Source organism: Planctomycetia bacterium, assembly GCA_034440135.1.
Lineage (GTDB): Bacteria > Planctomycetota > Planctomycetia > Pirellulales > JALHLM01 > JALHLM01.
The window spans coordinates 1-17,352 of sequence record JAWXBP010000240.1; the positions used below are offsets into that span (position 1 = coordinate 1).

Here is a 17,352-nt window from a genome sequence, read left to right on the forward strand (position 1 = left end):
CCAAAATGGTCCGCAACCGTTCCAACCGCTGCCGTTCGCTGGAACGGCGTCGCGCCTGGCCAACGATCTCGCCCAGCAAGCGCGCCACCGCCGCCATTTGCTCCTGAATCTCCGCGCCGGCGGGCGGCCGCCCGCATCGCACGAGAAATAGCTCGCCATGCGCTCCGCGGGCGTGCAAAGGCGCCGCGAGCCAGTTGTCTTCGCGGCAACAACGTTCCCGGTCCAAAGCTTCATCCGCCAGGCCGTTCGGAAAACCCGCCGGCAGCCCTGTGGAATAGAGCCCCGCCCAACCGCCGGCCTGGCGTTCGACGAGCATGCCAGCGTCGCCTCCCAGCAGTTTCGCGGCCGTCGGCGCGGCCTGCTCCGTCCCCGGTAAGTCCAAATCGATCAGCCACTCCAAAGCCGCTTTCGCCAGCTGCGGATGCCGTGAAAGTGTCGTCAGATAGTCAAATTGTGTCGCAGTCATGCAATCAGAACTGATTCGTGTGAAGTCTAATCGAGTACGAAGCCCAGCAATTGAATCATATGGAATACACATCGACTGTCCAGTGGAATCACTTGGATTCGTGAAAACACCCTATCGGCCAATAGGAGATGACCCGTCCTGGCACGCCCCTGGGAAGTTGGCTGGGCCGCCGGTAAACTGCTTCCGGCGTTAGGGTTAACTTCACCGCCCGTGGTCGGGCGCCAGGCAAGGTGCATGATATGAAGCTGTTCGAAGGCAAAAAGGGACTCGTGCTCGGCGTCGCGAACGACCATTCGATCGCCTGGTCGATCGCCCAGTTCGCCATGGAAGAAGGGGCCGTCTGTGGATTCAGCCATTTGCCGGACAAGGCGGACGACGCCCGGCAGCGGAATCGCCATCGGGTCGCCCAATTGACCGACAAGCACCCGTCGGCCAAGTTCCTGGTCCCGATGAACGTCCAAAACGACGACGACATCCGCGCCGTGATGCAAAAGACCAAGGAGGAGTTCGGGCAGATCGACTTCCTGCTCCATTCGATCGCCCACGCGTCGCTGGAGGATCTCAAACGGGATACCGTCGAAACCAGCCGCGCCGGTTTTCTGATGGCTATGGAAATCAGCGCTTACAGCCTACTCGCCGTCGCGAACGCTGCGAAAGACATCCTTAGCCCGCGGGCCAGCATCCTGACGATGACCTACTTCGGCGGCGAAAAGTGCGTGCCCGGTTATAACGTAATGGGCATCTGCAAGGCGGCGCTCGATAGCGTCGTCAAATACCTCGCGTACGATCTCGGCCCGCGCGGCGTGCGCGTGAACGCGGTGAGCGCCGGCCCGGTCCGCACCTTGGCCGGCCGCGGCGCCGGCGTCGACGACATGGTGCCGCTCTACGAACAGATGTCGCCGATGGGGCGCAACGTCCTGCCGGAAGAAGTCGGCCGCTCCGGCGGCTTCCTGCTTTCGGACCTCTCCGACGGCATCACGGGCGAAATCCTCCACGTCGACTGCGGCTACAACATCATGGGCTCGCCGGGCCGGATGTTGGATGCCTACAAGGGGCAGCCGAGTTGAACCGCGGAGTCGCGGAGAGCTTTAAATGGCGTGGCCGACCTTTCGTCTCCGTTCGCTGCTGTTGTTGATACTCCTGAATGCGCTCTGCCTCGCTGCGTTGATTCGCGTGTTCGGGCCGACGATTCCCAGCTATCAATTGAATCAGGTCAAAGTTGGGATGACGCAAGTCGAAATCCGACAGATCCTAGGGCCGCCAATTAATTCGGGCGATTCGGATTGGGTTTACAAGCGATTTGGTAGTCCCGGGTGGGTGGAAATCGCGTTCGATGACAACGGAAAGGTCTGGGACCTGAACGATGAATCGGCCTTTTGGACTGCGGGTTGGACGAACGAATGACAGACCGACACGACATCGCCGTCGCCGTAGTGGAATGTAACGATCGATACCTTGTCGGCATTCGTGATGAACGAGCCGTGCTGGCCGGACACGACGAATTCCCCGGCGGCAAAGTGAAAACGGGCGAGACTCCCGCCGAAACCGCACGACGCGAATGCCTGGAGGAGACGGGACTTTCGATTGAAGTTGAGGATCTGATCGTTCCGGTCGTCGAACACACCTATGCCCACGGTCAGCTACGATTGCATTTTTTTAGTGCGCGGGTTTCGAACGAAACAGACGCCACGCCGAAGCCCCCGTTTCGATGGGTGGATGCGAGCGAGTTGAGTCAGCTAAGATTTCCGGAAGCGAATCAGGTTGTGATTGAAACGCTGTTGAGCCATCGTCGAGACGCGCGCCGCCATGAGCAAACTTCGTGAGATCGTCGAGCACAAGCGCACCGAAGTCGAAGCCGCGAAGGCGTCGCGGCCGCTCAAGGAACTCCGCGCCAGTTTGAAAGACGCTCCCAAGGTTCGCGACTTTTTCACGCCGTTGTGCGTGCCCGGCGTCCACTTAATCGCCGAAGTGAAGCTTGCCAGTCCTTCGCAAGGTTCGATTCGCGCCGATCGCACGCCCGCCGAAGTCGCCGCGATCTACGAAGCCCACGGCGCGACCTGCATCAGCGTCCTCACCGACGAGAAATACTTCCAAGGCAAGCTCGATTACCTCCGCGAGGTTCGCGCCAAGGTGCGGCTGCCGGTCCTGCGCAAAGATTTTATTGTCGACAGTTATCAGCTCGTCGAAGCCCGTGCCGCCGGCGCCGACGCCGTGCTGTTGATCGCCGAATGCCTCGATGATTGCAACCTTCGCGCGCTGCACAACGAGGCGATCGAGTTGGGCCTCACGCCCCTCGTGGAATACTTCGATCCGGAGAATCTCGACCGCGTCCTGGAAGCCGGCGCCACGCTGATCGGCATCAACAATCGCAACCTGCACACCCTGGAAGTCGATTTTCAGCACGCGTTGCGCGAACGCAAGCGCATCCCCGGCGACTGCCTGGCCGTCGCCGAAAGCGCCATCGCCACCCGCGCCGACGTCGATCAACTCGCCGCCGCGGAATTCAACGCCATGTTGGTCGGCACGTCGCTGATGCGCGACCCTGACATCGGCGCCGCGGTGGATCGACTGCTCAAGAATAAGTAGTCAAACCATTCGACATTCACCGCCCTGCCTCCGTAGCGCATCTCTACTCATCGCGCTCTAGGCTCAACTCGAACAAGTCCATCAAGTGGCCGGCGATCGGACCGTCGGAGCGGAGGGTGAGGCGGTGGTCGCCGGGGATCAGTTGGAGTTCGCCGATTTCCACACGGCGGTAATAGTCCCAAGTGCCGGTGCCCCGGACCTCGGACTTGAGTCGCTGTTCGCCGCATTGCACTTGAAACGGGTTGCCGGCAGTATCGCGGTGGCAAGCGTAGTGGAGCCAAACGCGATAGCGACCGGGATGTTCAACCATTAGGTTCCACGCGGCGCGGTCGCTTTCGCTGCCCCAGAAACCGAGGTTCTGGCGCCCTGGTTCAAAGATTAACGTCGGGCCATAAACTTCTGCCAGCACCGCGGTGAGTTTGAAGGTGCCGTGTTCGTCCGCCCGTACCAGGTCGGGCGTGTTGCCGGGGAATTCCTTGCGCGGCGTCGGCAGCTTCGCCACGAAGGCCATTACGTCGGCAAGGTCTTGCTTGGAGAGGTCTTTCTCCAGTCCTTCCGGCATGAGCGATTTGCCGGTCGATTCGAGGGCCTCCAACTGACCTCGCGGGATGATGGCTCGCTTATCTTCCTGGCCGAGCAACGTGATGCTCGCGCCGGATTCATCGACGAGCATCCCGGTATGTGTCAGGCCGTCGCTGGTTTGCGCGGTGTAGGAGACGAACTTGGTTTCGAGCGCGCGATTGGGATCGAGGATCGCGACCAACAACGAAGACGGCGATTTGTCGGTCAGCGCGGCTAAGTCCGCTCCGATCGCAAAGCCGACATTGCCTAGGCGATGGCAGACCGCGCACTTTTCTCGGAATACGACGGCGCCATGTTCGGCGTCGGCACTGATCGCAAGTACGTCTTGAAATTGCTCGACGACCTGGCGACGATCCGTGTCGATCTCCGCGGACAGCGCCTTGATGACACGTTCCCGAAGCTGTCGACCGGCGCTTACGGCAAAACGCTGGCGGCGATCCGCGTCGAAATCGCCTGCGTGAATCCTGCCATTTTCGAGCGACTTTAACACTCGCAACACTTGTTGCGGTCGCTGAAAACATGCCTCGAGCGCCTGCGCGCGCACCTGCGGCGTCAGCGTCCGCCACGCGTTGAGCAAGGTGTCGAACGCGACGTCAGACTCCATCGCGGCCAGACGCTCGATCGCGGCATTCAGCAATTCCGTCGGCGCGGAAGACGTCAAGAGAGACTCGATTAAGTCTAACGTCGCACCGGACTCATCTTGAGAAATGATTTCCAAAGCAGCCAAACGAAGTTCCACCGACGCTTTTTCGTCCGCGACGGCCGCGGCGGACGTTTGCCGGAGCTTCATCAACGCTGCTTCAACGCGTTCCGCCGCGAGGGGATCCTCGGCGAACAACGCTGCGGGCGTGACGTCGCGCTCGCGGAGCGCGCTAAGAACGCCGGCCGTTCGTGCGAGTTGACTTGCTTCATTGGACTGCGACTCAAGTGCGCGTTCCAGTAGCCTTCCGCAGGTTGACCGATCATCGAACGCCAGCGCCAAGTCCGCTAGGGATCGCATCAACTCCGGTGTAGGCCCGGCGTTGAGATCTGCTTCGCACACCACTCGCGCGCACAGCGGCAGATTCTCGGGCGTCAGCGAACTGAGCACGGCGGATCGCCGATAGACGTTCTCCCAATCCGTGAGCAAGGGTGTCGCCAGTGGAAGTGTCGCGGATCCCGCAGGCATAGCGCCGATCGTGCAGACGTACTGCAACTTCACGAGCTCAGCTTCGTGAGGTGACAACCAGCGATCATCAAGCAGTTCTTTAGCGACTGCGTTGTCTCCTTTTGCAAAACGTTCCGCGAGTCGCAGGGCGTGACGGCGAACGCCTGCATGTTCGTCGCGCAGGGCTGCAACCACCGTGGCTTCATCGAGCGCCGCCAATCCATCGAGCGCACCAAGAGCATGCAGCCGCGCCGTGGCGCGATCGCCGTTCCCAACGAGCTGTTGAAGCGGCTCGATTGCGCCGCGGTCGGCGCGTTCCACAAGCAATCGTTGCGTCATGTCGCGCAGCGTGCCGTTCGGGCTTTCGAGTTGGGCGACGAGTTGTTCGGTGGATTGTTCATTCAGCTTGGGCACCTTGCGCAATGGCTCCCCGACCGGCACGATGCGGTAGATGCGCCCGCGTTCGTACCCGGCGCGGACGTCGATCTTGGCTTCGATGTCGTCGGGGATCCACTCGGGATGCTCCAGAACCTGGCGATAGAAATCCGCCACGTAGAGCGCGCCGTCGGGCCCGGTGCGGATCATCACGGGACGAAACCAGTTGTCGGTCGACGTGAGGAACTCGCGCTGCTGTTCATCGTCGGCGCGGCGACCGGTGAAGGACACGCCTTGCGGAGTGAGCACCTGGCGATGGACCAAGTTATGCACGGGCTCGCAAACGAAGGCGTTGCCTGCGAGGTCGGCGCCGAGCAGATCGTCGCGGTAAAAGCCGACGCCGCAAGCCGAGGTGATATGGTTCGACAGGTGAAAATCGTTGTAGCGCGCCAGCGTGCGGCTTGTTGGAAAGACCGGAGCCGCGCCGAGGACTTCCGGCACTTCTCTCAAGACTTGCGGTGCTGCGACGTGCTGGTTGCGCCGCAGGTATTCATCCGGCAGCACGTAGTGCCAAAGGGGATGGATGTTATCGGAGCCAAACCAATTGCCCCAGTCGTCGGCGATACGTTGATATTGCGTCGAGCCAGTTTGCGGATCGATCTCGCCGGTCGCCGGGCGGAAACGGAAATCGCGATTGCCGAGTTCCGCGTCGTCGTTGCGCCGCACGGAATGAATCGCGCCGCCGCTTTCGCCCATCGCGCAATGCACCCAGTTGTCGAGTCCCCAGGTGAAACCGTTGACGCGATGTTGGGGATTCGCTTCGCCGAAGCCCGTGATGAGCGCCTCGCGTTTATCGGCGCGGCCATCGCCATCGGTGTCTTCGGCATAGAATACTTCCGGCGCGGCGCTCACGAGCACGCCGCGGCCCCACGCCATCACGCCGTTGGGATAGCTCAGGCCGTCCAGGAACAGCGTCGAGCGATCGTATTTGCCGTCGCCGTTGGTGTCTTCGAGATACCGCACGCGCCCGCCGGGCGCGCCGGCGTTGTCCGCACCCAGCGGATAGTCTCCCATCTCGACAACCCAGAGCTTGCCGTCGGGACCCCAATCGAATGCCACTGGGTCCATTACGAGCGGCTCCGCGGCAACCAGCTCGATCCTCAATCCTGGCCGCACGCGCATACCTTTGAGCGAGGCTTCCGGGGATCGCGGCCCTAACTCCGCGTTGCCGAGCAGTTCGTTGAAGGAACGCCGATCGACCAAATCGGGTAACCGCGCCGTGTCTTCGTTCTGCACCCAGAGATGCCGGGAATGAAACCAGGCGCCGTTGTTCGTGCCGTTGCGCACGATGGGCGGAATCGAGCGCGCGTCCCCTTGATTTCCGCGCAGAATCTCGCGCGACCAGCCTTTTTCGAGGGACTCGAAGAGATGGAGCGAGAACCGCGCTTCGTTGGAGAACAGCACGTCGAGATCGCCGTCTTCGTCGATGTCGACGAACCGCAGGCCGGCGTCGTGTTTTTCTGCATCGACGATTGCCGTTTCCGCCGGCAACGTGAAGGTCAGGCGGCGCCAGCGATCCTCTTTGTCCAGGCCGAGGATGACGACGGCGCCTTGCTTCGGTGTGATCAGCAGTTCACAGATTCCGTCGCCGTCGAGATCGCGGAGGCGGTGGTCGAGCCAGTTGACGTCCAATCCTCGTAGTGCCTCTTGATCGTCTGGCGCAAGTGCAATCGGTTTTCCTCGCACGTCAAAAGCCTTCGTCTCGATCCCAAAGTCACGGAATTGTTTAAGTTGGTCCTTGTGAAATCGATACTCGTTCAACGAATGCACATCTTTCGTGATCATTGCCGAACGCGAATCGCGTTCAATCACGCCAAGCGCCGCTTTACCGCGCGATGAGTCAAAGATTCCACTAGTGAAAGTGCGACTTTTGTTGTCCCATTTTACAAACGACTGAGTATTTCCATTGGCGGTTGTCACGAAGTCCATCCACCCGTCGCCGTCAATGTCAAGGGTGCGCATTCCTTGTTTTGTTCCGCCGAAGCCCCACAATTCGAGATACTTTGCCGCTTCAGCGAACGACAGAAACCGAATCTTTGAACCGTGCGAGGCAACGGCATGATCGATCAACTCCACAACTTGCTCCGCGCGAATCCACCCGTGCGGATGAAATACGAGATTGAATACGCCCTGCTTGATCACGACGGAGTCGAGAGCCGCCTTTAAGTCCTCGACCGTCTTTGGATTGTTCGGCTGCTGGATGTTCTGTGCTTCCCAGTCGCTGGGAACCACGCAGGGAAACTCCCAGCAGTGCTCGCCGATCATGTAGGGATACGGATAGTCCTCGATCGTGTTGACGAACGATGGGAACGGCAAGTATTTGCGGAAGCGATCCTTGGTAGTGCCTGGCTCATAGACCAGTTCGCGCGGCAATTCAGGATCATTGGGCGTGATGACGTTGAAGACCGACGAATCGATCATCAAGCGATGGCCGCCAGGCGATGACTTGTTGAGTATCTCCGAGAAGAACCGCGGACTCACCATGTTCAGCGAATCGCAGCAAGGCATCCGAAACGCAACAGGCAGGTTGTTGGGAATCGACGCCAGCAAATCCACGCAGCCGTGATACGTAGCGCTAGCCTTGGCGAAGTCGCCGTCCTTCAGGAGCGGGCACGGATGATCCAGCGTGTGGCATTCGAGACTCACGCCTTCCTTGAGCCAAGCCTGCAACTGCGGGTCGTTGGTGTCGACCTGGTTGGTCATGATGCTCATCGCCGCCCGGCCGTCAATCTGCTTAAGCCGGTCGAGAATGGGCCGCAGATACGCTTCGTACTTGGCGGGATCGCGCATGTCGTCGATCGCCAGGATCACGACCGCCTCGACGCCCGGCTCGCCGACCCACTGCGGCGTGGTTAGCCGCGCGAAGTCACGGTGCGGGTAGTACGGATCGCACTCATCTAGGTACGCCAGACGATTCCCGTCGGCGGCGCAGGCCATTGCCACGGGCCAGGCCAGCAACGCACCGAGCAGGTATGCGAAGGGACGCATGGCGATGATCTCCGGTGTGCCGGGGCTTTTTACGGAATCGCGGCTTAGTGGCAGCGTTGATTGTAATTGCGCCGGCAGCACCAAGCCCAGGGAAGGCCCTCGAAATCGTTCCGTCCTCCACGATCTCGAGGGCCTTCCCTGGGCTTACACCGCGCGTGGCAAGCGAAACAATCGTTGTGCGTTCTTGGTCGTTTGCGCGGCAAACGCGGCCAGTTCGACGCCGCGCACTTCCGCCAGGCAGCGCGCCGTATGGGCTACGAATGCTGGCTCGTTGCGTTTTCCGCGGTTCGGCTGCGGGGCGAGGTAAGGGCTATCCGTTTCCACCAGAATGCGGTCAGCGGGGATCGTCGCGGCGACGGCTCGCAACGCGTCGTTTTTCTTGAACGTGACCATGCCGGCGAAGCTAATGTACATGCCGAGTTCGATGCATTCCGCCGCGGTTTCGGCCGTGCCTGTGAAGGAATGCATCACGCCGCGCAATGGACCTCGCGCTGCCGCTTCGCGAAGCATCGCCAAGACTTCGGCGTCGCTTTCGCGGGTGTGAATCACGACGGGCAGGTCGAGTTGCTGCGCCAGTCGCAGGTGGCGATCGAAATACGCTTGTTGCAGTTCCAGCGGCGAGTAGTCCCAGTAGCGATCGAGCCCCGTTTCGCCGATGGCCACGACCTTAGGACTCTTGGCAAGTTGCACGACGGCGTCCCAATCGCCCGGTCCCGCCTGCGCGCAGTCGTTCGGCTGGATTCCCACGGCGGCGTACACATTGGGATATCCGGCGGCTAAGCGAACCACCGCTGCGCTCGTCGTCGCGGAATAACCGATCGCAATGATCTGCGCCACACCGGCTTCTGCGGCGCGGGCGACGACCTCGGCGCGGTCACCCTCGAAATCATCCTGAGTGAGATGAGCATGCGTATCGACGAGATGCATCAATACTCCCGATTGTGACACTGCTCCGATCGCTCCAAAAAAAGTCGATGCAGCCGCTCCTCGTCCAGTTCTGGAATGCGTCGCCGTAGATTGACTTTTAGCATGCGCAGACCCATGTCCGAGAGGTCCATCGCTCGTTTCATGCGCTCGCCAGGCGTCACGTTGGCCAGGATGCGGAGGTAAGCTTGGTGTTCCTCGCGAGTTGCGGGCATCGGGTCCATGGCGATTCGCGTTCTTCCTAAGTCGGCGACCAGTCCACTCATTTTGCCAGAATCGCGGAGGCAGTGGTATGAGGGCTGGCGGAATAGGAATAGGGGCGCGACTCTGACTAAGCCCCGGGGAAGGCCGCCAAAGTCGCGACCATCACCCACGACTGTTAGGGCCGTCACTGGGCTTATAGTGTGCCGCCGCGTCATCGCCGCTTCCCCAGTTAATTGGGGCAAACGGTTCGCTTCCGACGGAAGACGCCGACTTTGCTGGATTTGCCGATCGCGCCTGCCGAAGAAAGTCTAGGGGCGGCGTTGCCGATTGCGCAAGCTGTCCGGCGCCTACACGAGGGGAAACCGATGCAGTTCGCGTCCATCAACTTACGCCGCGTAGCCTGGGCCTGTGGCGGGCTGCTCATGGCGCCTGGCATCGTGTCCGCGGAAACCAAGGCCAAACAGCCCGTCGGCGCCGTGACCGCTCCTGCGGTTGCTCCCTTTGATCCGTGGGGCAGCGAGCAGCCTGCCGCGTTTCATCCCTGGGAGGGGGGCGTCGCGACGGAAGAGCAGGCCCGCCAGAACTCCAACTGCGGCAACTGCGACACCGTCTGGGGCAACGTCAACTACGGAAACGGCTACGCGAATCTCCCCTTGCCGTCTTGGACCGACATGCCTCGCTGGTACGCCGGCTTCGAAGGCGTGTTCCTGACACGAGATAACGGCGAAGATTTCACCGTCGCGACTCAAGGCGCCCGAGGACCGGAGGCGCTGTCGACCGAAGACCTGGATCATGAATTGCGCCCCGGCGTGCGCTTCACGTTGGGTCGAACGATCAACGACTACTTTCGCGTCGAAGGCACTTACCTCGGTCAGCAACATTGGGACGATACCGTTACCGTGCGCAACGAATCGCCGAACGCACTTGGCGGGGATGGAAACCTGTTCTCCTTTTTCTCGCAATTCGGGAACCCGGCCGCTATCGTGGGCTTGGATTACAACGATCGGGTGACGATCAGCGACACGTCCGACTTCAACAGCGCCGAAATCAATATCCGGTATCGCGCCCCCATTCGTTGCGGCGCCTTCGAGGCGGTGCTGCTTTGCGGTGTGCGTTATGTCAACGTGGAGGAGACTTTTCAGTACCTTTCTTCAACGAGCGTGCCGGCGCAGTTTGGCACGACGCGCCAAATTGATGTTGCTACCACGAACGACCTCATCGGCGGGCAGATCGGCGGCAACGTCATCTATCGAGCGAGTCAACGCTGGTGGCTCAACCTCGATGGCAAAGTGGGCGTCTTCGGCAATTCCGCCCGTCAGAGCACCGATTTCTTTTCCGTGGGCGCCGCTGACTTCTCGGGCGAAGCCCAAACCGGCGCCACGGCCTTTATGGGCGATGTCCGCATCGAAAGTTGCTTTCAGTTGTTTCCGCGCCTGACGGTGATCGCCGGCTACCAGGCAATGGGAATCGACGGCCTCGCGCTTGGCATGAACAACCTTCAACGCGATTTCAACATCCTCACCCAAGGCCCGGCGGAAGTGGATGACAACGGCACGTTGATCTATCACGGCCCGACGGTCGGTATGGTGTGGAACTGGTAGCGTCGGGCGCAGGAGTTGTTCGCGGTCAGGCACTGGTCGCCGCAGTTTCGGGTTCATCGACGTAGTTGTAGAAGACGTTGCGGCGCTGCGGGATGTAGCCGGCCTCGCGAATCGCTCCCTTGATTTGATCGAGCGTCAGGTGGTGGACGGTGCCAGCGGCCGCCACGACGTTCTCCTCGATCATCAGGCTGCCCATGTCATTGCAGCCGTAAAGGAGCGAGAGCTCGCCGATCTTCAGCCCCTGGGTGACCCAACTCGATTGAATATTGGCGAAGTTGTCGAGGTAGAGGCGGCTCACGGCTAAAGTCTTCAGATACTCGAATGATCCGGCCGCCGGGATGTGCGCGAGATCCGTGTGCTCCGGCTGAAACGTCCAGCAGATGAACGCTGTGAAGCCTGCGGTTTCGTCTTGGAGTTGCCGCAATCGCTCCAGATGCTCGATCCGCTCGGCCAACGTTTCCACGTGGCCGAACATCATAGTCGCGCTGCCGATTCCGCCCAACTCGTGCCAGACGCGACAGACGTTCAGCCAATCGTCCGTCATCACTTTTCCGCGTGTGATCTCGGCGCGGACGCGATCGACGAGAATCTCGGCGCCGCCTCCCGGTAGGCTGCCCAGGCCCGCGGCTTTGAGGCGCTCCAGCACCGTTCTTAGCGGAAGCTTCGAGACTTTGGTGAAGTGATGAATCTCCGGCGGGCTGAAGCCGTGGACATTCACCTGCGGGAACCGGCGCTTGATGTCCTGGAGTAATTCCTCGTACCACTCCAGCTTAAACTCCGGGTGGAGCCCGCCCTGCATCAGAACTTGATCGCCCCCGAGGGCCACCGTTTCCTCGATTTTTTTCAACAGCACTTCGCGATCGAGGACATAGCCTTCGTCGTGCTTTGGCTTGCGATAGAAAGCGCAGAAGTCGCAGACGGCAGTACAGACGTTCGTGTAATTGATGTTGCGATCGATGTTGAACGTGCGGAATGGTTCCGGATGCAAGCGGCGCACGACGGCGTCGGCGGCGCGGCCAAGCGCAGTCAGGTCGTGCGACTGCAACAGCCGCAGGCCCTCGGCGGGGGCAAGTCGCTCGCCGGCGACCGCCTTATCGAGCAGGTTGATCAATGGCGATTCCAAGGTCGAGTCCTTCCGGCGCCAGCCCAAGTTCGGCGGCGAACCGGTAAAAAGTGGCGAGTCCGCGGAGTTCCGCTTCGCCCAAGTAGAAATGAAGGTTGTCTCGCAGGTAGTCCAGGCATTCCGGTCGCGTGAGACCCAACGGCGCGGCCTCGCGTTCGGCGATTTCGTTCAGGTTTCGCACTCCGAGATCGCGGGCCGCGGCCAGCGTATCTCCGATGCCCGACAAATCGGTGTCGGCGCGTGCGACCCACATGGCAAAAACAAAGGGAAGACCCGTGAATCTCTGCCACTCGTCGCCAAGATCCCACACGCACTCAAAGCGCTCCAGCGGTGAATGCATGGCGCGATCGCCAATCAACAACACCGCATCGGCGTTCGCCTGAGCCAGCGAATCGCCAATCGGCAAGGCGGTCAATTCCGGCCGCAATCCAAAACGCTTGCGAAGCAGAATCTGAACCAGCGCGGCGCTCGTTCGGGAGCCTTCGTCCAACGCCAGGCTGCGAATCCGAGCCGGCGGCACGCGGCTAAAGAGCTTCACGCTCAACACCGGGCCTTGGCAAGCGATGCAAGCGTCGGAAACGATCGCGTAATTTCTGCCCTGGAAATACTCGATCGATGGAATGAGTGCGATGTCGTACCGCCCGGCGGCCAGTCCGTCGGCCAGACGGCTGGGAAGATCGAAATGCAATTCCACGTGCGGCGCCAAATCCCTCAACCCAAACACTAGCGGTTTGGTGTTCAAGTAATTCACGGCTCCGACGCGGGTTCCGATGGGATCGACAGCCATGGCGAGAAATATAGTTGCCGGTGGCGCTGGACGACAAGGCGGTCACGAGCCGCCGTACCGCCAGGGAACCGAGATCTTGCCGTGGCATTAACCGAAAGCGTGCACCGTCGGCCGGCAGCGCACCATGAGCCTCCGACGAATGCTTGCAACCAATGAAAAGAGCCATCCCGTGCGGGATGGCTCTGAAAGATCACATCAGTGCAGACCAGCGAATCGAAGCAGTTAGACCGCCAGGGCTTCCCTGCGTCGCCGAATTACCGCTCCGACGCCAGCCATGCTTCCGGCGGTGAGCCAGAAAACGATGGAAGCCGGTTCGGGAATCAAGATCAATACGTCTTGTGCAGGATCGCCCTTGCGATGCGAATACTTCTTCTTGCCATACTTGTCGACCGTGTAGCGATCCGACCAGACGATCTGGGCGACCCGCACAAGTCCGATACCCGTCCAGGTACCGTCCAGCACTTTCGACTTGGCCAGGTCGACGAAGACCTTCGCCTTTGCTTCAATGTCGTCGTTGAGCCCCTTGAAGGTGCTGCTGCTATACGACGTATAGCCTGACTCCTTCTGAATCAACCACAGCGCGGCCTGCAACCCGTTGGCACTCAGGATATGTGCAGCGGTGTTATTCCCGTAGCTATAGCCCGCCAACGTGCCCATCCGGAAATGCCAATAGAGAAACGCTGCCATGGGATCCAAGGCCTTGCCCGAGGACGTATGGTCCGAAATGGCAGAGACGAAAAATCCCTTGTCGGAGAAATCCAACGACTGATTTCGCTCCACACAAAAAGTGCGGAACAAATCCGGCGTCGAATTCGTCGCCGGCAACTTCACGGTGCCATACTCGCCGCCGCCAATGTTGCCTTCACGATCACGGAACCAGACTTTATCGCCGACCTCCAGGTCTTCGTCGAGCACAGGATTCGCCTGAGCGATCCCGAAACCCGATACCACGAGGGCCAGAGCCAGCAGGGCCCCGGTCAGCTTCGCGGATTTTGTACGCCAGAATTGATACATGTATTCCACCAAGTTGATTCAAGTCATGGGTGCCGAATCAAGCGAGCCAGGTGGCAGGAGCCGATCTCCTGCCACCCGACGAGAGCTTGCTGAGCGATCAGAGCTACTAAGGCCCTTAGCCCAAATTCCACTTGCCGCGACGAATGCGATGGCCCGCAACGAAGCAGCCGCCGATCAGCGTCCAGGCCAGCACGGAAGCCGGCTCGGGGATGATCTCGATGACTTGATCTTGGCCCAAGCCGTCGGTCGGCGACAAGGCGTACAGATTCGCCTTCTTCTGACCAACAGTGGCGACGGCGCTATCCAGATAGGACTGGGCCAGCAATGCGATGGTTCCGCCCGGCTGATTCGCGGTGAACAAGCCAGAGCTCAAGTCGGTACCGGTGTCATAGACCAGTTCCCAAACCGCCATCTGGAACGCGACTTTCGCATTCGCAACGTTCAGCACATCGGGGCTGCCCGGGAATTGCGACGAGATCAACTGGTACCACATTCTCCGCAGGACATTGGCCGTGTTGCCAAAATCCAGGTTCGTCAGCGCGGTGTCCGGCTTCGGCGCGTCTTCCAAAGCGATCACTTCGTACTCTTCGTCGACCCCAAAGCCGTCCGTGTGTTGGTTGACTTCAATGCAGAAGGACACGAAGGCGCTGGTCGAAGAGTCGCCCGAAATCGTGCGGAACCGAATGTTGTCCGGATTAACACTCACATCGTAGGTGAAGGGACCGGTGCCACCGGCGTTCCAGCCGCCAACGTTCAGGGTGACGCCCGAGCCCACCGATGGAGCCACGCCGGAATTGGTGGCCTTCGCCGCGGTAATGACCGAAGCATCAACTGCCGGCGTCGCGACCGAGAAAACGATTGACAAGCAAGCCACGGCTGCCGCTGCCCTCAGCAACTGTCTCATTGGGAACCTCCGACTCATGGTGTAGAAAATGACGATCAATGGCGGGAACGCTGCTGCACAGTGCTGATCTTAATCGTGGGAGGGATCGTGTCAATTGGTTGATTTGCGTTTTCTGGGAAATTCGTGAGCGCACACCCTACACGTGGCGGTTGTTCCGGTTGTTGCGGACCTCCGTTTGGCTCCTGTTTCGCCAAGAAATGGATCGCAAGTCTAATTGCATCAACCGGTTGCGTACTTCAATGCGGCCCACGGCAATGCCGCGACCGCCCGACGCCGATCACGAGCGCCACAGCAGCTGCAAACGCAAGGGAGCTTGGCTCGGGGACGGCCGTCGGTAGCCCACCGCCGAAATTGCCTCGGACTAGGTTGAGGTCCGTGATGTTTACCCGACCGTCGGGCGGAAATGCATCTCCGAGTAATCCGATTTCGCCAACCTCACCGAAATTGTTGCGAACGTTGATCAGGTCGACAACGTTGACCTTGCCGTCTCCGTTCGTGTCTCCGGGGATCGCCGGAAAAACGTCCAGAGTCACCCCATCGGCATAGTGCCCATCGAATTCGATAGTGGTACGGTCGTTGAAGATATTCTCCGAAGCTTCTACCAGGGCGTATATTCCAACCGTTTCACTGGGAAGCATCCAAGTCAGCGTATGCTGCTCCCAAGTGGCGGGATTGGAGTCGCTCAACATAGTGCTCTCCAATCGAGGCAACGTGGTTGGGTTTAGCACGCCGGATAGGTTGTCCGACGAATATAAGCCAAGGCCAAATCGCTCGTCCGTTTGTTCGTCGCCGGGCACGCGATTAAACTGGGCCGTCAGGCGAGCCGCGGCGAAGCCAGTGGAGATTAATGTGCGGTGTTGGGTCAAATCCACCATTTGAAAGACTTCACTGCCAGTGGAGATATCTCCGGGCGGCAGCGGTCGCGTGGCGATGAAACGCAACATTCCTTGGCCATCGTAAGCCTGAACTCCTCGCGCAGCAAAAACGATCTGAGAATAGTCCCCTTGCCAGACGCCCGGGACCAATGGCACGCCGCCGGAGGTTGATACGGATTGCTCGAAGCCGCCGTTTGTCAGCAGCGTCGCTTGGGCTACGAGCGGAGTGAACAGCAGGCACAGACCAGCAACCATCAAGGTGCGGATCCGGCGAAATTCCGCACGTTTCAGGCCGGCTCGATCAAGACGATGCATTTTCACAGGTCCGTGTCCTCATTGCAAAAGAGCGTTGCCGGATGGCTGCAATTAGCCGTTCCCCGCAGGATTCGCGCTCATCCTTGCTATCATCCGCTTCCGTTTCGACGGACGCAAGGAAGTTCGCCCCGGGTCTCAGTCGAATGGGCCGCCAACAGCCGGCGCGACAAGCTTCGCCGAAGCGGAATCGCGGACGTTGTTTCGCGCCAGGCGGCGTCAGCTCTATTGCTAGGAATGGCACTCGTCGGCAGGGCCGGCGACTTCGCAGTGTCATCCCGGTTCACACGCTTCGCCAGCCCGAATCAGGAATCAATGCGCGTGCCAATTGTGCGTGGCGAAGCCACTCCCCCCCCGTCGGACGGCGAGCCGCCCAATGAGATGAACGCGGATTTGGAATGGATCCGCCAGTTAGGCGGGAATGCAGCAAGCGAATCGTCGGCCAATGGCGAAGTGTGGCGCGTCACACTGGATCTCACCGCCGTCTCCGACGCGCAACTGGCTCGGCTTTCCGATCATGTCCCGGTCATCGCGCTTTCGCTCGCCAGGACAGGCGTCTCCGACAAAGGTGCGAGCCAAATGAAATCGCTGGCGCGCTTGCACACCTTAAATCTATGCCAGACCGAGGTCTCCGACATCGCGATGGCGGCAGTCGGCGAGATGGACGCCCTCCAGATGCTTAACCTTCAGCAAACCAAAGTTACCGACAACGGCCTTGGTTACTTACTTCAGGGGGGCCAACTGCGCTGGCTAGCGCTCGATAGGACAGCTGTTACCGACGCAGGAACGGTATGGCTAGCAGCTATGCCGCAGCTCCAGCGCGTCTCACTCCGCGGGACGAACGTCACGGATGAGGGCTTGCTAACTTTAGGCCAATCGAGATCCCTGGAAGTTATTGAGGTGGCTGGCAGCAAAGTCACGCTGGACGGAATTATGACGCTTCGTCGTATCCGGCCGCTTCTACAGGTAGTGAATTAGCAGGGGGGCGAGCAACCTCGAAGTGGATCAAATGCGAATTCTGTTGGCCATTCAGGGCTCGGCATGTCGAAGATGGCGATATTCCTGGCAGATTTGCTCAATATTTCGCCAGATTCCCGTGCCATACGAGGGGGTGAAGCATCGCAGCAGGCTGGCCGCCAATGTTCCACCTGACAGGCGTGTCATTATGAGCTAGGATTGCCATGTACGACAGACTCTTCTCGATTCTCATCTTGGTCATTCGCGCCGCGGCCCTGTTGGGCCTGGATCGCCGGGGATTCCCCTTCACGGCGCAGTGCGCGATTTCCGATTCGGCGTTTGATGTTGCTTCTCAGGAGTTGACACCTTCTACATTGCCGAGCACATCCATGAATTCTCGCCAGGCGACCCTGCGGAAACAGGCGCGGAAATCCCGCCGCCTGAATC

General features: G+C 60.1%; 16 protein-coding genes. 7 read left to right on the forward strand and 9 right to left on the reverse strand.

Annotated elements, in window-relative coordinates; all coding sequences use genetic code 11:
- Positions 1 to 466: hypothetical protein (locus SGJ19_14230; protein ID MDZ4781407.1), on the reverse strand; the 466-nt coding region annotated here is incomplete at its 3' end.
- A 239-nt stretch (positions 467 to 705) separates the two neighbouring features.
- Here SGJ19_14230 and SGJ19_14235 point away from each other — a divergent pair.
- From SGJ19_14235 to trpC, 4 genes are read left to right on the forward strand one after another with little or no spacing between them, the layout of a single operon-like run.
- Complete coding sequence (locus tag SGJ19_14235; GenBank protein MDZ4781408.1) at positions 706 to 1,533, forward strand: enoyl-ACP reductase; 828 nt, start codon at positions 706 to 708, stop codon at positions 1,531 to 1,533.
- Positions 1,534 to 1,558: 25 nt separating this feature from the next.
- Positions 1,559 to 1,870, forward strand: a complete 312-nt coding sequence (locus SGJ19_14240; protein ID MDZ4781409.1) for a hypothetical protein — start codon at positions 1,559 to 1,561, stop codon at positions 1,868 to 1,870.
- A complete protein-coding gene (locus SGJ19_14245; protein MDZ4781410.1) occupies positions 1,867 to 2,289 on the forward strand; it encodes an NUDIX domain-containing protein in 423 nt (140 codons plus the stop codon). The genes SGJ19_14240 and SGJ19_14245 overlap by 4 nt, the downstream gene beginning before the upstream one ends.
- Positions 2,273 to 3,052, forward strand: a complete 780-nt coding sequence (gene trpC / locus SGJ19_14250; GenBank protein ID MDZ4781411.1) for an indole-3-glycerol phosphate synthase TrpC — start codon at positions 2,273 to 2,275, stop codon at positions 3,050 to 3,052. Before SGJ19_14245 ends, trpC begins: the two co-directional genes overlap by 17 nt.
- Positions 3,053 to 3,095: 43 nt before the next feature.
- On the opposite strand, the gene SGJ19_14255 is transcribed toward trpC, so the two are convergent.
- The 3 genes from SGJ19_14255 to SGJ19_14265 form a co-directional block, all read right to left on the reverse strand.
- Positions 3,096 to 8,204 (reverse strand): PVC-type heme-binding CxxCH protein, encoded by a 5,109-nt coding sequence (locus tag SGJ19_14255; GenBank protein MDZ4781412.1) that lies wholly within the window; start codon positions 8,202 to 8,204, stop codon positions 3,096 to 3,098.
- A 144-nt stretch (positions 8,205 to 8,348) separates the two neighbouring features.
- Positions 8,349 to 9,131 carry a TatD family hydrolase gene (locus tag SGJ19_14260; protein ID MDZ4781413.1) on the reverse strand — a complete coding sequence of 261 codons (783 nt, stop codon included), beginning with the start codon at positions 9,129 to 9,131 and terminating at the stop codon, positions 8,349 to 8,351.
- On the reverse strand, positions 9,131 to 9,343 hold the full coding sequence (locus SGJ19_14265; protein ID MDZ4781414.1) for a hypothetical protein: 213 nt from the start codon (positions 9,341 to 9,343) through the stop codon (positions 9,131 to 9,133). The genes SGJ19_14260 and SGJ19_14265 overlap by 1 nt, the downstream gene beginning before the upstream one ends.
- Before the next feature lie 354 nt (positions 9,344 to 9,697).
- On the opposite strand from SGJ19_14265, the gene SGJ19_14270 reads away from it, so the two are divergent.
- A complete protein-coding gene (locus SGJ19_14270) occupies positions 9,698 to 10,933 on the forward strand; it encodes a hypothetical protein (GenBank protein ID MDZ4781415.1) in 1,236 nt (411 codons plus the stop codon).
- A 25-nt stretch (positions 10,934 to 10,958) separates the two neighbouring features.
- Here SGJ19_14270 and mqnC read toward each other — a convergent pair whose 3' ends face one another.
- From mqnC to SGJ19_14295, 5 genes are all read right to left on the reverse strand, one after another.
- Positions 10,959 to 12,056: a cyclic dehypoxanthinyl futalosine synthase gene (mqnC, locus tag SGJ19_14275; protein ID MDZ4781416.1), complete on the reverse strand. Its 1,098-nt coding sequence runs from the start codon at positions 12,054 to 12,056 to the stop codon at positions 10,959 to 10,961.
- On the reverse strand, positions 12,025 to 12,843 hold the full coding sequence (locus tag SGJ19_14280) for a menaquinone biosynthesis protein (protein MDZ4781417.1): 819 nt from the start codon (positions 12,841 to 12,843) through the stop codon (positions 12,025 to 12,027). The genes mqnC and SGJ19_14280 overlap by 32 nt, the downstream gene beginning before the upstream one ends.
- A gap of 222 nt (positions 12,844 to 13,065) precedes the next feature.
- Positions 13,066 to 13,857 carry a hypothetical protein gene (locus SGJ19_14285; protein ID MDZ4781418.1) on the reverse strand — a complete coding sequence of 264 codons (792 nt, stop codon included), beginning with the start codon at positions 13,855 to 13,857 and terminating at the stop codon, positions 13,066 to 13,068.
- 115 nt (positions 13,858 to 13,972) lie between these two features.
- A complete protein-coding gene (locus SGJ19_14290) occupies positions 13,973 to 14,761 on the reverse strand; it encodes a hypothetical protein (GenBank protein MDZ4781419.1) in 789 nt (262 codons plus the stop codon).
- Between the two features lie 236 nt (positions 14,762 to 14,997).
- Entirely contained in the window at positions 14,998 to 15,951 is a 954-nt protein-coding gene (locus SGJ19_14295) for a hypothetical protein (GenBank protein MDZ4781420.1), read from the reverse strand.
- Between the two features lie 234 nt (positions 15,952 to 16,185).
- Between SGJ19_14295 and SGJ19_14300 the strand changes: the two genes are divergently transcribed.
- The gene (locus SGJ19_14300) at positions 16,186 to 16,926 is read left to right on the forward strand and encodes a hypothetical protein (GenBank protein ID MDZ4781421.1); all 741 of its coding nucleotides are present in this window, start codon (positions 16,186 to 16,188) and stop codon (positions 16,924 to 16,926) included.
- A gap of 233 nt (positions 16,927 to 17,159) precedes the next feature.
- The coding region (locus SGJ19_14305) for a hypothetical protein (protein ID MDZ4781422.1) at positions 17,160 to 17,352 on the forward strand (193 nt) is incomplete at its 3' end.

What these genes read in the sequence shown, in the direction of transcription:
- SGJ19_14235 (MDZ4781408.1), top strand. Translation starts at nt 706, where the DNA reads ATGAAGCTGTTCGAAGGCAAAAAGGGACTCGTGCTCGGCGTCGCGAAC.
- SGJ19_14240 (MDZ4781409.1), top strand. Translation starts at nt 1,559, where the DNA reads ATGGCGTGGCCGACCTTTCGTCTCCGTTCGCTGCTGTTGTTGATACTC.
- SGJ19_14245 (MDZ4781410.1), top strand. Translation starts at nt 1,867, where the DNA reads ATGACAGACCGACACGACATCGCCGTCGCCGTAGTGGAATGTAACGAT.
- trpC (MDZ4781411.1), top strand. Translation starts at nt 2,273, where the DNA reads ATGAGCAAACTTCGTGAGATCGTCGAGCACAAGCGCACCGAAGTCGAA.
- SGJ19_14255 (MDZ4781412.1), bottom strand. Translation starts at nt 8,204, where the DNA reads ATGCGTCCCTTCGCATACCTGCTCGGTGCGTTGCTGGCCTGGCCCGTG.
- SGJ19_14260 (MDZ4781413.1), bottom strand. Translation starts at nt 9,131, where the DNA reads ATGCATCTCGTCGATACGCATGCTCATCTCACTCAGGATGATTTCGAG.
- SGJ19_14265 (MDZ4781414.1), bottom strand. Translation starts at nt 9,343, where the DNA reads ATGCCCGCAACTCGCGAGGAACACCAAGCTTACCTCCGCATCCTGGCC.
- SGJ19_14270 (MDZ4781415.1), top strand. Translation starts at nt 9,698, where the DNA reads ATGCAGTTCGCGTCCATCAACTTACGCCGCGTAGCCTGGGCCTGTGGC.
- SGJ19_14280 (MDZ4781417.1), bottom strand. Translation starts at nt 12,843, where the DNA reads ATGGCTGTCGATCCCATCGGAACCCGCGTCGGAGCCGTGAATTACTTG.
- SGJ19_14285 (MDZ4781418.1), bottom strand. Translation starts at nt 13,857, where the DNA reads ATGTATCAATTCTGGCGTACAAAATCCGCGAAGCTGACCGGGGCCCTG.
- SGJ19_14290 (MDZ4781419.1), bottom strand. Translation starts at nt 14,761, where the DNA reads ATGAGACAGTTGCTGAGGGCAGCGGCAGCCGTGGCTTGCTTGTCAATC.
- SGJ19_14295 (MDZ4781420.1), bottom strand. Translation starts at nt 15,951, where the DNA reads ATGCATCGTCTTGATCGAGCCGGCCTGAAACGTGCGGAATTTCGCCGG.
- SGJ19_14300 (MDZ4781421.1), top strand. Translation starts at nt 16,186, where the DNA reads ATGGCACTCGTCGGCAGGGCCGGCGACTTCGCAGTGTCATCCCGGTTC.